Genomic DNA, 15,448 nt, shown 5'->3' with positions numbered 1-15,448 from the left:
GGTTAATCATCAGTGAGGATGGGGAAAATCCCTACTGATTAAAATTCCACTTTATTTGTTGAGCGCAACATTGGTACTGCCGAAGGATTGAGAATCATACGTGACGGTTATTATTCCTTTACTAATGGGTTCATATGGTAATTCTTCTTCGTAACTTCCAGTATTTTTATTATGGATAGAAAGTGTTATTTCATCAACGTCTTTATTTTTATATTGATCTTTAATCGTTTCGGCAATTTGAAGTAGGTGTTCATAACTAGAAGCCTCTGTAATAAGCATTCCTTTTATAACCTTTTTTTCATTCTGTGTGGAAGAGGAATAAGGAACGTTGTTTTGCTTTGTATACAGTAGTTCGTATGGAACTGTTTTGCTATCTGCTTTTGATATAGCTGAATATTTTAGAGTTGAAAAAAATCCTATGCATAAAATTATGCATATCATAAGAGCAATCCAAAAACGTGTCAGTGATATAACTCTCATTTTTATCCCTCTTTCATATCTTTGTCTTCATTATTTATCATACAAAATGAGGATTAAGCTAGAGTAAATTTGAGGTAAAGAAACGTAAAGAAAGAGCACTTATCCTCCCAAATAAGTGCTCCTTTTTATCAAAAGAGAGATTTAACTTACAATCAAAATAATACAGATTACTATAAATCAACTATGCTTGGTTTTTCAAAAATAAGGTTAAAAACTAAAAGTTAGTAAATTCGGAAGACAGAAAGTATAGCTGTTGTTTCCCCTGTGTTAGGAATAGAAATAGTATTTACTGTAGGCAGTAAGACTTCGATTGGTGAGGGCTAATAATCAATGGGGGATGAACACCCCCCATTGATTAAAGGTTCACTTTATCGAAACTTCAATTATCTCTTTTTGGCAATAATGGAATGGATATAGTAAAAGTTGTCCCACTTTGATCACTAGAAACTTTTAATGTGCCATTATGGTTTTGAATAATTTTCTTTGTTACTGATAATCCGAGTCCGGTTCCTGAATCCTTTGTAGAGAAGAATGGATCGAATATATATTCTTGAATAGCTGGAGGAATACCCGTTCCGTTATCTTTGAAAGTAATACGAACAAAATTATCTAAGCGATAACTAGTGATTTGAATAGAAAGAGGTTTTTCACCTTGAGCATCGACAGCATTTTGAAATAAGTTTAAAAAAACTTGTACGAGTTCATGACGATCAATATTGACGAGTACATCATCTAATTCGGCAGAAAAATTATAATCAATAGAAATGTTATGTAAAAAAACTTCACTAGCGAGTAGTTGTTGAATATAATCGCGTAAAAATGTATTGATGGGAAACGGCTCTCTAGTAAATTCACGCGTTTTTGAAATAGCTAAAAATTTTGTAATAATGCTATTTGCACGATCTAATTCAGGGATGAGTAGACTTTTAAACAAATCTTTATTGGATGGAGAAACGCTCTCTTGTAAAAATTGCAAGTATCCACGTACCGTTGTAAGGGGATTTCGTACTTCATGTGCAATCCCAGCTGCTATTCGTCCAGCTAAGGAAAACTTTTCGGCATCCCGTTCTGTATTCAAATAATGGAATACACTAATAACTCTGAAAATATCTCCATTATAATCGCGAATAATGCGGTTATTTACGATACCATAATTTTTGTCTAAAACTTCTTCATTATATATTTCAGTTCCCGTTTTTAACGTTTCAATAGCTTTAATTTTTTCTTCAGGCAAGTTTAATAATTGTTGAATTGGTTTTCCAATTATAGAATTTCGTACTACACCCAAATCATCTGCTGCAGCTTGGTTACATAATGTAATGTTACCTTTACTATCAATAAAAGTGACGTGATGCGAAAAAGCATCGAAAATATGAACAAAATGTTTTTCGAGTTGTTCAAATAAGAACAATGAATCGCAAGTAAGATGAAATTTAGGCTCTTTATCTTCTTTTTGTATGTGCTGAATAGAATGAGACGTTCTCGTTTTTTTTATTTGCAAACCAATATGTGGATTTTTATATGTGAAATGATGTGGTAATTGATTCACAAGCTCTTCATAAAACCGTACTTTATTTTCTAATTCTTTTATTCGATTTTCATGAAATAAAATAGTGTCGTCTTGAAGCATAAATAAATAACTCCTCAATTTAAAAATTCTTCCATCTAGTATATCATATTTTTATACGGATACTCTTAAAGAAAAAGCTACTTTATGAAATTGGTCGGATAGGGTTTTGGTGAAGTAAATAGAATGAGTTTAAGATGAAGTTGGGAAGGGAGGAATTCGTTTGCTTTATATTGGAGTGACGGGATGGGGAGATCACGATTCTTTATATATTAATCCTTATGAAAATAGAAATAAATTGCGAACTTATAGTGGGAATTTTCCAATCGTGGAAGTGGATAGCTCATTTTATGCGATACAACCTGCACGAAATTATACAAAATGGGCGATGGAAACGCCAAAAGATTTTTCTTTTATAGTAAAAGCTTATCAAGGGATGACAGGACATATGAAAGGTGAAATTCCTTTTTCTACGTTTGAAGAGATGTTTGATGTTTATAAACAATCGATTTTGCCGTTAAAAGATGCAAATAAATTAAAAATGATTTTATTCCAATATCCGCCATGGTTTGATTGTAAAAAGAAAAATGTAGATTTACTTCGATATACGAAAGAAAAAATGGAAGGCTTCCCGTGTGCAATAGAGTTTCGAAATCAAACATGGTTTTATCCGGAAATGAGAGATAAGACGTTACGGTTTTTAGAACGGGAAAAATGGATTCATACAATTTGTGACGAACCACAGGCGGGAATAGGATCAGTGCCACTCATATTAGAAGCAACGAACTCAGATATGGTATTAATACGTTTTCATGGCCGGAATGTTCATGGGTGGCTGGACAAAGGAGAAAATTGGAGAGCAGTTCGTTGTTTGTATCGCTACAATAATAATGAGTTGGAAGAATGGGTAGAACGATTAGAGCAATTGAAAAAAAAGGCTAAGGACATATACGTATTGTTTAACAATAATTCGGGTGGGGATGCGGCGGACAATGCGAAACAGTTGATGGAAATGATGAGTATTACATATGGTGAGCCAAAACCAGAGCAATTAAATTTATTTGAATAAATTCAAACAAGAAAAGCACTGTACAAACAGGGGGAATGTACAGTGCTTTTCTATATGAAAAAGAGGGGTAACAATGTTACTGAGCGTTTGGTTGATTCATCAATTGTTGGCTTCGTAATAAATGATAATGGTTATCATTATCATAGTCAATAGTTTTTCGAAAAATAAATAAAAAACTTTTAATATTTATTTTTTGAAAATAAAAAAGAACAGCGATTAATGCTGTTCTTTTCCATTGACGAATTGTTGTAAATCAAAAGGAGTTATCGCTTGGATAAATTCCTTTGAGATAAGTGTTTGAACAAGAGTGCTTTCAGAAATTGTAGCACCTGTTTTCTTTTGATAAGCTTTCTTTAATAAATCAAGTTTTTCAGCCGTTTCTTTCGGTAATTCAATTGTTAATGTGTTCATAATTTCTCCCCCTTACTATTAGAGTACCACTACAGTATAGGAGAGACAAGAAAAGAGAGTATGAAACATAAAAAAGGTTACCAAATCTATAAATGGTAACCTTTTTTATGTATAAGAGTTATTAAGCAATACCGATATACTTTAAAGTTTTTGATGGAGTACTGTGATCAAAGAAGTGTTGTAAAAATGCAATATCAACACCTGATTTGTATGCACAATAGCCCCAAGTTTTTCGAAGTGTATGTGAGCTAATCCCTTCTAATCCAACTTCTTTTGCAGCTTTGTTTAAAATGTACCATGCATGTTGTCTCGTAATAGACTTTGTTCCTTTTTGAGACTTTAATAATGGTTCATTGCGTTTCCAAGTTTTACGTTCTTTCATGTAGTCTTCGATTGCGTGCTGTAAGTCTTCATTTACAGCAAACCATTTATGTTTTTTTACTTTTTCATTGTAAAATAAAATGGAATGGCGAACATTTTCATTTTCATCGATTACATCACTGACTTTTAATTGTAAGATTTCACTTACTTTTAAGCCAGAATTTACAGCTAATACGAATAATAAGCCATCACGTTTCGAAGATTGTAAAAGTATATTTTTGATAGTTTCTAATTGTTTTTCGTTTTGAATAGGTTGTCCTGCTTGTTTCATTTCACGCACTCTCCTCTTTTATGTGTGTAAAGGAAAGGATTAACTTGTTTCTTACTATAAAGGGAGAGTGTGAATTTCATGTGAACTCCTAGTGAAATTAAGACAAATTATTTGACTTCTTTTACTTTTTGTAAATTAAAATAAAATACAACGCTATTAGTAGTATTATACACACCGTATTCGGCGTGATGGAGATCTAAAATGTTTTTTACAATAGATAACCCAAGGCCGGTACCTCCAGTATGACGGCTACGAGAAGCGTCTAAACGGTAGAAGCGATCCCAAATCTTTTCAAGGCTTTCTTCTGGAATAGGATTACCTGTGTTTTCGATTTCAATTTTCACTTTATCTTCCGTTTCTACAACAGAGACGTGTATTTTTTCTCCATCTGGAGTATATCGAATTGCATTACTAAGTAAGTTCACAACTACCTGCTCAATACGACTACGATTCGCTTTAACAAATAGAGAAGCGTCGGCATGGACGTCCACTTGCAAATGTTTCTCCTCCATGCTAAATGATAATTTTGCATAGACTTGTTGAATTAATTCGCCGATCGAGAACGTCGACATGTCTAGTTTGTACGTACCTGATTCTAGTTTTGCTAATTCTAACATTTCTACAATAAGCCTATTCATATTTTCTGTTTCTTCCAAAATAACATCTGTGTAATATGTCGTATCTTTACTTACGCCATCTTTAATACCTTCAGCGAAGCTACGAATAACACTGAGTGGTGTTTTTAATTCATGAGACACACCAGAAATGAATTCTTTTCTCGTTTTTTCCAATTGGCGTTCGCGTTCAATATCTTGTTGTAATTTTGTATTTGCAACATTTAATCGATCAATTCGGTCTTTTAAGTTTACAGAAAGTGTATTAATACTACTTGATAATCCACCAATTTCGTCGTCTGCTGCAACAGGTAATTTCTCGCTAAAATCAAAGTTAGCCATTTTTTTTGTGACACGATTTATCTTAATTAATGGTTTAACAATGATTTTTGAGTAGTAAAAGGATAACAAAATAATAACGAGAAATACGATAATTAAGGCATAGACGTAATAATCTTTTAAAACAAGCATTGCTTCATTAACGGGTTGTAAAGAGGCGATTGCAAAAGCGTACTCTTTAATTTCTTTATCTTCTATAATTGGTTTTACGAAGACACTATTTTGTATATTCTCCCCACTATCTAATATATACGTGTTTAATTGATTTGAATTAGTAGTGCCTTGTCTAATAGTCCATGCAAAATATTGAACAGCTTGTAATGTTTCAAAATCATTTGCAAGACGAACCTCAGCTTTGGAAGGAAGATGTAATTTAGAAATCACGCCAGTAAACTGGACATTATACGTAGGTTTAGACCTGTTTGTAAGTTTATTTTGAGATGGATTACCACTAATTGATTGGAAATCTGCATTAAAGTTTGAGTTTTGCCATTTATTGTAATTAACTACCAGCTGTAGTGGTGTGATTGTATTACCTCGTAGGATACCACTTACTTCAATCAGTTGATTTTCTCTTAAGCCCAAATTTTCGAATTTGTTATATTCTTCAGGTGTTAAAATATTATTGAGCGGGATGGAATAGGTTCTATTATCTTGCGTATTAATAAAATCAATGTAGTAATTTTTTTCACTTTTTATAATTCCATCAGAATCTAAAAATTGGATGTCAGCATTTGTTTTATCATGGAATTCTTGTTTTAGCTTTCTAATTTCTTCAAAAGTTTTGCCGCTTTTTTCATAATTATCTACGAACTTTTCAAAAGCGGTTTGAACCGTTTTTACTTTTTTATTGATATAAAACTTCTCTAAAAATAGAGATTGTCCAAGGAAAAAAAGGAGAAATATGATTGTAAATAATGTTGATGTTAATAAAAATAGTTTAAAAACGATGCTTCTGTTTTTCACTGTTTCACCTCGTATGAAAATACTGTAATATAAATGATTTCTTAATTATAACAAACGTTACAAAAAAGTAGAGGGGGAAATCTGTCTCTTTCTAAAGTAGTTTTTTATAGAAAGTCACATAAAGTAGGAGGTATAGTGACTATCGAAGTTTTCCTAACATAAAAAAGAACTCGCCAGACGTATGACAAGTTCTTTAATATACTATTGCTGAATTGCTGCATCTAAAGCGATTTCAATCATTTCGTTAAATGTAGTTTGACGCTCTTCAGATGTTGTTTCTTCACCAGTGAAGATATGGTCGCTTACTGTTAATACAGATAATGCATTTACACCATATTTAGCTGCTAATGTGTAAAGAGCAGTCGTTTCCATCTCTACTGCTAATACACCGTATTCTCCCAACTTTTTAACCATCTCCATGCTTTCACGGTAAAATACGTCTGCTGTTAAAACGTTACCAACACGAACGTGTAAGCCTTTTTCTGTTCCAGCATCATAAGCTTTTTTTAAAAGATCGAAGTTTGCAGCTGGTGCAAAATCAAATCCTGGGAATGTTAAGCGGTTCATATTAGAATCTGTACAAGCTGTCATTGCGATAATAACGTCACGTACTTTCACATCTTTTTGAATTGCACCACAAGTTCCAACGCGGATTAAATTTTTTACTCCGTAGCTTTGGATTAATTCGTTTACATAAATAGAAATAGAAGGAACACCCATACCTGTACCTTGAACAGATACACGCTTTCCTTTATAAGTTCCAGTGAAACCTAACATGCCACGCACGTTGTTATAGCAAGTAACGTCCTCTAAAAATGTTTCAGCGATATATTTTGCACGTAATGGATCACCAGGTAATAGAATAGATTCAGCAATTTCGCCTTGTTTTGCTTCAATATGTACACTCATGAAAAGTCCTCCTTATTATGTATTGATAGAAATCAATATCATTTGCATTATACACTACGAATCCTGTCAATTAAAATCTTTTTATTATTTGTAATATGTACAAAATAGAAGGATTTCATAAATCATAATCTAGAATATATAATAAGAAGTTTTGTATGGAAAGAGACTTTAAAAATGGTAGGTGATGTTTTGAAAAATCTTGTCATTGGGCTTATCGCATTAGTACTTATTGTGGCAGGAGGATTTTACATAAAAAAATATCAAGAAACAGTAGAAACGACAGGAGATGTTCAGGAAGTAAAATGGGATGTGGAAAATAAAAAGGGAAATGAAAAAGTCGACATTTCGTTTCAATTGCTAAATAAAAAGAATAATGAAGTTCGTGGTGTGAATGATCAAATTCGAGCAGTTATTGTGGATGAACAGTTGAAAAATATACAACAAATGAAGCCTACCTTTGCTGGGAATGGATCATATAAGCTATCTTCAGAAGTAGCGAAAGGTGAAGGGTACACAATATTTTTGTATGAAGACGAAAATAAGTCTATGGAATCATTTTCTAAGCAAGATTTTGGAGAAGGAAAAAAGGATAAGAGTAAGGACAACAATAAAAAGAAACTTCCAATCGATACTGTACTTACAAAAAAAATAGGAGAGTACCAAGTTTCTCTCTTATTTGGTGCATTGCATCCGAATGAGGCAGTAACATTAACATTTCAGTTTCAAGCAAAAAAAGGAGAAAAGCTAAAATTAAATTCAGGAAGGGGAGAAGTCGACTCTCTATATATCGTTGATGAAACGAGGGAACATTTTTTATATGCCATTCCTGTTGATACGGATGAGCAATTACAATATCGTATTACATTTCCAGAAGAAGGAACATATAAAATGTGGGGAAATTTCTATATAAATGGTAAGAAGTATGAAAAGGAGTTTACTGTACAAGTTCAAAAAAGAAAAAACAGCTAAGTATTTAGCTGTTTTTTCTTTTTCCTATTAATTTTGTTACAGAGAGCATAGTAATTGGTAAAGAATGATTCTTTCGAAATGCTAAATATTTTCCGCTCCATGCTGGCTTATATTTTTCTTTAAAATGTCGTAATCCACTGAAACTATACGTATAACGGACATTATTAAAGATTGCTGCGGCAACTCGTTCAGACCAGAATGATTGCGTTGATAAACCAACATTTGAGAGTGGTGCCATACCGATATTAAAGGAATGGTATTCATTTTCTTTTGCCCAGTGGAATAAGTGGATGAAGATTGCATCCATAATACCACTAGGAGCATCTGGATAATAACGCATTAAATCAACAGATAATATTCCGCTTTGATATACTGGCATAAAGGTTGTAAAGGCAACAATTTTCCCTTCTGCGTCAGATAATGTGGCAATAGGAGCACGACTAATATACTCACGATCGAAGTACCCAAGTGAAAAACCTTTCTCTTTTTTTCCGTCGAGCCAAGCATCAGACACTTTTTTTAATTCTTCGTATAATTCGTCTGAGAATGGTGGCTGATGAATAGAGAATGTATAACCTTCTCGTTCAAAACGGTTGAAAGTAGCTCGCATACCCGCACGTTTTTTTCCGGTTATAGTAAACGTATTTAAATCAACGACAGCTTCTTCACCAAGTTTAAAGAAGTTATAACCGAAATCGTGATACAAACTCATCCATTTACTTTCGATTTGATAGAATACGCAAATATATCCAAATCGATCTGCTTCAGCTAAAAACTCTTGCAACACAGTACGGTAGGAGGATGAATCACCAATTGGATCGCCTAGTACAACAAGACGTTTTCCAGTGATTGAAAAGAGAAGAAGTGCTTTCCCGTCACTACTAAAGAAGAACTGCTTATCTCCTAAAAAACCTAAATGACTAAGTACATTTCCACCATGTTCATCTAAAAAGTTTTGTAACCTTTTATCATTAGCCGGTTGCCCGGGAAATTCACTACGGTAACGATTGGCAATTAGTGAGCCTATAAGTAAAAAGGTGGGAACGAAGAATGCAGCTGCTAATGCGCTTCGTTGAACTTGTGTAATATTCCGAACGACAAAATCAGGTTTGAACGCTTCTTTTGCACCTGCAAATAAAATACCTAGGTTTTTATATAAATATAACGTTAGCAATAAGAATAGAAAAACTTTTACGATATCAGAAAGAGAGACTTCCATTCTCTCGCGTACAAATCTTTTGCGAAGCATATATAATACAGCAAGTACGATTAATAAAATAAAGGTTTCTTCAATATCAATTCCTTTTAGGGTATTAAAGATTGCTGCTCCAATTAAAGAAACAATCGTCATATAATAAGAACGCTTTGTTCCATAATATATTCCTCGCGAAAGAATAAGGAGGAGAATACCAAATGTTAATGACAAGCTAAAAGAAAATTGAATAAGATGCTTTGGAGCTAAAATATGTAAGGCGTGAGCTCGATTTATGCTTGTTGGTAGAATAGTTGATAAAATAACCATTAAGCCAGCAAATGCTGTTAAAGCGGCGGATGCCCATGAACCTAATTTCCCTAAAAAATCACGTTGTAAAGTCCAAATCACACCAGTTGTTTCTAAAGCAGGTGCAATAAATGGTTTATCTTCAATCTTTTTAATGGCTGCTCCTGTCATTTCAAAGGCTGCAAAAATGAGACCAAGGCAGAATGGTAATATGTAATAGACAAGGCGATACAACAACATAGCAGGTAGTAATACGCCTGTATCAATGCCATATTGTCCTAGTCCAGTTAAGAAGACAAGATCGAACGATCCAAGGCCACCAGGCACAAGACTTACGACACCGGCTAAAGCCGCAATTACATAAACACCTAAAAACTTTTGAAAGTCGATATCAATTCCAAACAATATTAATATGACATACATAACGATGCCAGCAGATACCCACTCGACTAATGAAACTAATGAATATAAAACAGTTGGATTTTTCTCTTCTTCTTCATCCTCTTGTCCTTCTGTCTGTTTTGTTTTTCTATTTTTAATTTTAGAAAACCCAATATATATAGGAACGAAAAGAGCAAAGAAGATAAGAACAGGCCATAACCACGGTTTTTCGTGCAGAATAAACCTTGTATCTAATATTCCGATGAGACCGAGGAATGAAAGAATAGCTAATCCGTTAATAAATGCAGTTGTCATCCATGCAATGCTTTTAATAAGTTTCCCATTCTCTTTTATATGCGGACGATATAGCATTGTACGTACACCAGCTCCAACAAGACCGCCAAAACCGATAAATCCATTTAAAGTGTTAGCAATCCATGAGATGCGGAAAATCTTTTGTACAGGTATATCTGCTTTTAGGTAACGAAGCATAACAAAGTCATAAAAGAACATTGTTGATACGGCAAATGCACCGAGTGTAATTGCTAAAAAGACTCCTCCAGTTGGAATGTTTTTAATTGTTTGGATCGCTTCTAAAAAAGAAATACCTGCTAATTCTTTTTTAGCCTGAAAGAATACAATTGTTAAGACAACAAATGGGAAGACGATTTTCCCAATCTGTAAGAAACGTTTCCATGAAAACGACATAAATACAACTCTCCTTGTGTAAGAAAACTGAGACAATAATATTATTATGACAAACTTCAAGAAAAATAAAAAGGTAATTTCCTGTATATGAAAGCTATTTTTTATATAGGTTATATTTAAAAGAATATTCCGTTTGTCAGAAAATTGAGTTAGAATAAAGTGGAACTTTAATCAGTGTTGGTTTTGTTCATCCCCTACTGATTATTAGTCCACACCAATCGGGCTTTTACGGGCAGTTGGACTCCCACCTAACTTCCTCGTAGTAGCCGAATTTTGAGGTAGGAGTCTTACTGCTCAAATAGCGGGATAAAGCAAAAGAAGGAAAAGAGGGAAAGTAGATGATTATAATAGGTTATGCAGGATATGAATTAGAGAAAGCAAAACCTAATACATCAGAAGATTTTTTTAATAGATCTGAAGTGACATATATACTAAATGATCAAGAAAAAACCTTTTCTGTCTTATATGTTCGATATTTTGAAGAAGTTTTACAAGAAATTACTCCGTTTGAAGGAAATCCAGTTTATAAAGTAGAAGAACAAGACGTATATTTACGAGATATTGTAGCCATCGCTTGTTTAGTGAAAAATAAAGAGCTTCGTGTACAAAAGCGTTTGTATCTCAATGAGGTAACAGACTTTCAAAGATATTTTGACGAGGAAACAGTGGGGAAAGTACAAGAAATATTGGCTGAATTACATAAAAATAAAAGAGTAGAAATAGCGTAAAATGGCAAAGGAGAGAGAAGAAATGTCTAATTCGATGGTTGAAAATCAAACAGAACAAGTTTCTATATTTTTAGAAGATGTAATTTCCTTGATAACTAATTATGTGAACTATCATACGTTACCTTCTTTAGTGGAGGAGACACCAGCGGGAAACGAACGATATTATAAAGGATTATTAGCATCAATAAGAAGACTTCTTGTTTTTTGTGAAGAAGGGCTTGATGCATGTTTTGTTTTGTTGAATAGCCAGCCATTTCGAAAGACCGCAGCTGAAAAAGTTTTGTATAAGATTTATCATCAAGTAATTGCAGAGTTTTTTTCACCAAAGAATGATCATTGGTATGAAAATAGTCGTTCTGCTTATACAGGGAAAAATTCTATTGTTTTTCAGCAAACACCCCCTGCATCCATAGAACAAGTGATGAAGGACTTAGAAGGCAAGTTTCAGGCGATGCGTGAAGAACTAGAATATTATGAGACAGATTACCAAACGAAGATGTTACACAAATACTAATTAAGGTCAAGGAAAAGGAGCTAAAGTCACTTAGCTTCTTTTCTTTTTGTCCAGTTATATAAGGGGTTTTAATTGAATATAGTTAAAGTGGATAGCATCAAGGAGGTGTGACATGAGTCAGCAAGGTGTATTTACAGATTACTTTCATGAAGTAGAAAGCTGGTGTGAAAGTGTTCTTCACGTATTAGATAGCCGCGCAATGGAAGTGTATGATGTCCATATGCTTGCTTATAAAATTCAAACGTTATTAGAACGTATGAAAGAGCACGAATACGATACAGATGCCGAATTTATGTATGAAATAAGTGATGATGTAGAACATATTCAGCACCACTTACAGGAAGTGTTTATGCAGGAAGAGGAGGAATATGAATTATATGAAAGAGGGGATAGTGAACGGGCTGTTCCGATTGGTGGGCATACACTCCCGCCATTACCTTATCCGTATAATGCGTTGGAACCGTATATTTCACGAGAAATTATGATGTTACACCATGACAAACATCATCGTAGTTATGTGGAAGGTTTAAATAAAGCGGAGAAGATGATGGAAGAAGCGAGAAAAACAAATAAATTTGATCTAATAAAGCATTGGGAAAGAGAAGCTGCTTTTCATGGATCAGGTCATTATTTACACACAATATTTTGGGGCAATATGAAAAAAGATGGTGGTGGAAGCCCAAGAGGTGCTCTTTCACAACAGATTGAGCAAGACTTTGGAAGCTTTTTACGTTTTCAAAAACATTTTACAGAAGCAGCTTCTAAAGTGGAAGGTTCAGGGTGGGCAATTCTTGTATGGGTACCCCGCTCAGGAAGGTTAGAAATTTTACAGAGCACGCTTCATCAATTATTTACACAATGGGATACGATACCACTCCTTGTACTTGATGTTTGGGAACATGCGTATTATTTACAATATCAAAATCGAAAAGATGAATATATTAAAAACTGGTGGAATGTTGTAAATTGGTCCGATGTAGAAAAGAGATTTGAAAGTGCAAAACAAATTGAATGGACACCGTATTAGACGCATATCTCATGCGTCTTTTTTATTGGAATTGGAAGGGAGATTTCGTTCATATTTTAAAAGGCCAAGCATACACTTGTACAAAAAGTGCCAAAAGGACGTGGGGGGAAATATGAGACGAATTTGTATAATCATTACGCTAATTATAATGTACGCAAGCGTCGTGCCGATTCCTACATATGCAGAGATGAACAGTAGTGTCAGTGCTCGTAACGCAGTATTAATGGAACAGCATTCTGGCCGTGTACTGTATGGAAAATTAGAACATGAGCCACAAAAAATTGCTAGTATAACAAAAATCATGACAGCATTGTTAGCTGCTGAATCAGGAAAAATGAAAGAATTGGTATCGGTTAGTAATGAAGCGGTACGGGTAGAAGGGTCGGCCATTTATTTAAAACCTGGACAAAAAGTAAAGTTAGAAGATTTAGTTTACGGATTAATGCTCAGATCTGGTAATGATGCAGCGCAAGTAATTGCTGAAAATGTTGGAGGGAGTATAGACGGGTTCGTATATTTAATGAATGAAAAGGCGAAAGAAATCGGAATGAAAGATACTCACTTCTCAAACCCACATGGCTTGGATGGGGATGGATCGCATTATTCGTCAGCGTATGATATGGCATTATTAACGAAATATGCCATGGGGAACGAGACTTTTAAGAAAATCTTTGGAACAAAAACATATAAATCAGATTCTTGGGATTATCCGTGGAAAAATAAACATAAACTCGTGACATCTTATTATGAATTTGCAACAGGGGGGAAAACAGGTTTTACAAAAAAAGCGGGGCGGACGCTTGTCACGACAGCTTCAAAAGATGGGCTGGATTTAATTGTGGTAACTTTGAGTGCTTCTAGCGATTGGAACGATCATATGAACCTGTTTGATAAAGGCTTTGAACGCTATAAGCAAACAAAAGTTTTAGGGCAAGGAGCACTTGCCGAAATAAATGAAAAGAAGTATGCCAATCATGTTTACACGAAAAATAGTTTTTCCGTACCTTTAACTGAAGAGGAAAGGAAGAATGTGTTATTAAAAGTTGAACTTGATAAAAGTGTAAAACCTTCGGATGGAGTGAAAATTGGGAAAACGGAAATTTTTGTTGGTAATGAGAAAGTTGGAGAACGTAATTTGTTTTATAGTAAGCGGAAGTTAGTAGCTACGACGGGAATGTATTGGAATAATGTAAAAGAAATCTTTTCTTACATGATAGGTGTTGGTACAGATGGTTAATCTCGTTTGGGTAGCGATGGCAGTTATAGGGATTGTATATGCCATGATAAATGGAACGATGGAAGAGGTGAATAAAGCCGTTTTTGAAGGGTCAAAAGATGCGGTTACGATATGTATTGGACTTATTAGTGTTTTAGTATTTTGGCTCGGTTTAATGAAAATTGCAGAAGAAGCGGGATTGTTAAAAAAGTTAGTTTCACTTTTTATGCCGATAGTCAAAAGATTGTTTCCAGAAATACCGAAGGATCATCCGTCAATGGGATTCATTTTATCAAATATGATGGCAAACTTTTTTGGATTAGGAAATGCAGCAACACCTCTGGGCATTAAAGCAATGGAGCAACTCAAAGAGTTAAACGGTGGGAAGGATTCTGCAAGTCGTTCTATGGTGACGTTCCTAGCCTTAAATACATCAGCAATTACATTAATTCCGACCACTGTAATTTCAATTCGAATGACTTATGAATCAGCAAACCCTACAGAAATCGTTGGCGTAACATTCATTGCACAAGTGTTATCGATGATCGGGGCAATTTGGATTGACCGCTATTTTTACCGGAGAAGGAGTAGAAAGGGGCGGAAAAAATGAGCATTGTAAATACAATTTCATTATGGGTAATCCCTTGTGTAATCGGTTTTATCCTTTTATATGGTACGATAAAAAAAGTTCCAACGTATGAATCGTTCGTTGAGGGAGGAAAAGAAGGGATTCAAATTGCAGTTTCAATTTTGCCGTTTATGGTTGGAATGCTTGTATCTATTTCTATTTTCCGGGCATCAGGTGCTTTAGATGCAATGATATCGGTAATGAAGCCGATGTTAGATTTTATTCATGTACCAGCAGAAATCGTCCCACTGGCACTTATACGTCCGATTTCGGGCTCTGCTGGTTTAAGTATAACGACCGATTTGATCGCTACATATGGACCAGACTCGTTTATTGGGAGATTAGCTTCTACGATGCAAGGTAGCACAGATACGACTTTTTATATTTTAACGGTATACTTTGGGGCTGTTGGTATTAGAAAAATGGGAGATGCACTAAAAGTAGGACTGTTTGCAGATTTAATCGGGATTATTTGCTCAATTGTGTTTGTTTCTTTATTGTTTCATTAATGGTATTCATTTTTTACGCTACTTCGCTTATAATACGTATACGACCACTATTAAGGTGTAGCTTAATAGTGGTTTTTTTATGCGGTATTTTTGACAAAATGATGAACTTTTATTGTGAGCAATATGAAAAAGTGTAAACAATAATAAAGGGTGAAAACGTGTATTGGCCTTTATACGTTTATTATCATCGCTATGTTGTTAAGGCAAGGCGAAGCAAATGGCGTAAAGCTTAGGTGGTTGCCAAGTCTTTCTAATGAAGG

General features: G+C 34.3%; 15 protein-coding genes and 1 pseudogene. 8 read left to right on the top strand and 8 right to left on the bottom strand.

What is annotated here, in order from left to right:
- Window positions 1-51 precede the first annotated feature (51 nt).
- The 3 genes and pseudogenes from BAU28_RS27845 to BAU28_RS27840 all read right to left on the bottom strand — a co-directional run bounded on the left by BAU28_RS27845 (window position 52) and on the right by BAU28_RS27840 (window position 2,110).
- Window positions 52-480, bottom strand: coding sequence for a hypothetical protein (locus tag BAU28_RS27845; RefSeq protein WP_025147267.1), 429 nt, complete (start codon window positions 478-480; stop codon window positions 52-54).
- Window positions 481-701: 221 nt separating this feature from the next.
- Window positions 702-776, bottom strand: a pseudogene (locus tag BAU28_RS31640) (transcriptional regulator); the annotation flags it as partial.
- A gap of 83 nt (window positions 777-859) precedes the next feature.
- Entirely contained in the window at window positions 860-2,110 is a 1,251-nt protein-coding gene (locus tag BAU28_RS27840; protein ID WP_071721188.1) for an ATP-binding protein, read from the bottom strand.
- A 160-nt stretch (window positions 2,111-2,270) separates the two neighbouring features.
- Here BAU28_RS27840 and BAU28_RS27835 point away from each other — a divergent pair, with 160 nt between their 5' ends.
- Window positions 2,271-3,116, top strand: coding sequence for a DUF72 domain-containing protein (locus BAU28_RS27835; protein WP_071721186.1), 846 nt, complete (start codon window positions 2,271-2,273; stop codon window positions 3,114-3,116).
- Between the two features lie 216 nt (window positions 3,117-3,332).
- Here BAU28_RS27835 and BAU28_RS27830 read toward each other — a convergent pair whose 3' ends face one another.
- The 4 genes from BAU28_RS27830 to deoD all read right to left on the bottom strand — a co-directional run bounded on the left by BAU28_RS27830 (window position 3,333) and on the right by deoD (window position 7,007).
- Window positions 3,333-3,527 (bottom strand): DUF3924 domain-containing protein, encoded by a 195-nt coding sequence (locus BAU28_RS27830; RefSeq protein WP_002171109.1) that lies wholly within the window; start codon window positions 3,525-3,527, stop codon window positions 3,333-3,335.
- Between the two features lie 121 nt (window positions 3,528-3,648).
- Window positions 3,649-4,179, bottom strand: coding sequence for a tyrosine-type recombinase/integrase (locus tag BAU28_RS27825; RefSeq protein ID WP_000806236.1), 531 nt, complete (start codon window positions 4,177-4,179; stop codon window positions 3,649-3,651).
- 107 nt (window positions 4,180-4,286) lie between these two features.
- Complete coding sequence (locus tag BAU28_RS27820; protein WP_071721184.1) at window positions 4,287-6,098, bottom strand: sensor histidine kinase; 1,812 nt, start codon at window positions 6,096-6,098, stop codon at window positions 4,287-4,289.
- 201 nt (window positions 6,099-6,299) lie between these two features.
- Window positions 6,300-7,007: a purine-nucleoside phosphorylase gene (deoD, locus tag BAU28_RS27815; RefSeq protein ID WP_002171111.1), complete on the bottom strand. Its 708-nt coding sequence runs from the start codon at window positions 7,005-7,007 to the stop codon at window positions 6,300-6,302.
- 174 nt (window positions 7,008-7,181) lie between these two features.
- On the opposite strand from deoD, the gene BAU28_RS27810 reads away from it, so the two are divergent.
- The gene (locus tag BAU28_RS27810) at window positions 7,182-7,976 is read left to right on the top strand and encodes a hypothetical protein (protein ID WP_048370479.1); all 795 of its coding nucleotides are present in this window, start codon (window positions 7,182-7,184) and stop codon (window positions 7,974-7,976) included.
- Window positions 7,977-7,980: 4 nt separating this feature from the next.
- Here the strand turns inward: BAU28_RS27810 and mprF are convergent, their stop codons facing one another.
- Window positions 7,981-10,566 carry a bifunctional lysylphosphatidylglycerol flippase/synthetase MprF gene (gene mprF, locus BAU28_RS27805; RefSeq protein WP_071721182.1) on the bottom strand — a complete coding sequence of 862 codons (2,586 nt, stop codon included), beginning with the start codon at window positions 10,564-10,566 and terminating at the stop codon, window positions 7,981-7,983.
- Between the two features lie 338 nt (window positions 10,567-10,904).
- Here mprF and BAU28_RS27800 point away from each other — a divergent pair, with 338 nt between their 5' ends.
- From BAU28_RS27800 to spmB, 6 genes are all read left to right on the top strand, one after another.
- Window positions 10,905-11,294, top strand: a complete 390-nt coding sequence (locus BAU28_RS27800; protein WP_025147261.1) for a hypothetical protein — start codon at window positions 10,905-10,907, stop codon at window positions 11,292-11,294.
- Window positions 11,295-11,316: 22 nt separating this feature from the next.
- Window positions 11,317-11,808 carry a YpuI family protein gene (locus BAU28_RS27795; protein ID WP_002171115.1) on the top strand — a complete coding sequence of 164 codons (492 nt, stop codon included), beginning with the start codon at window positions 11,317-11,319 and terminating at the stop codon, window positions 11,806-11,808.
- Window positions 11,809-11,920: 112 nt separating this feature from the next.
- Window positions 11,921-12,835 (top strand): superoxide dismutase, encoded by a 915-nt coding sequence (locus tag BAU28_RS27790; RefSeq protein WP_002171116.1) that lies wholly within the window; start codon window positions 11,921-11,923, stop codon window positions 12,833-12,835.
- A gap of 112 nt (window positions 12,836-12,947) precedes the next feature.
- On the top strand, window positions 12,948-14,072 hold the full coding sequence (locus BAU28_RS27785) for a D-alanyl-D-alanine carboxypeptidase family protein (protein WP_071721181.1): 1,125 nt from the start codon (window positions 12,948-12,950) through the stop codon (window positions 14,070-14,072).
- The gene (gene spmA / locus BAU28_RS27780; protein ID WP_002117584.1) at window positions 14,065-14,661 is read left to right on the top strand and encodes a spore maturation protein SpmA; all 597 of its coding nucleotides are present in this window, start codon (window positions 14,065-14,067) and stop codon (window positions 14,659-14,661) included. Before BAU28_RS27785 ends, spmA begins: the two co-directional genes overlap by 8 nt.
- Window positions 14,658-15,188, top strand: coding sequence for a spore maturation protein SpmB (gene spmB, locus BAU28_RS27775; protein ID WP_002171118.1), 531 nt, complete (start codon window positions 14,658-14,660; stop codon window positions 15,186-15,188). The genes spmA and spmB overlap by 4 nt, the downstream gene beginning before the upstream one ends.
- The last annotated feature ends 260 nt before the right edge of the window (window positions 15,189-15,448 follow it).

The organism is Bacillus paramycoides (genome assembly GCF_001884235.1).
GTDB classification, from domain to species: domain Bacteria; phylum Bacillota; class Bacilli; order Bacillales; family Bacillaceae_G; genus Bacillus_A; species Bacillus_A paramycoides.
This window is presented reverse-complemented; position numbering and strand designations above follow the sequence as displayed.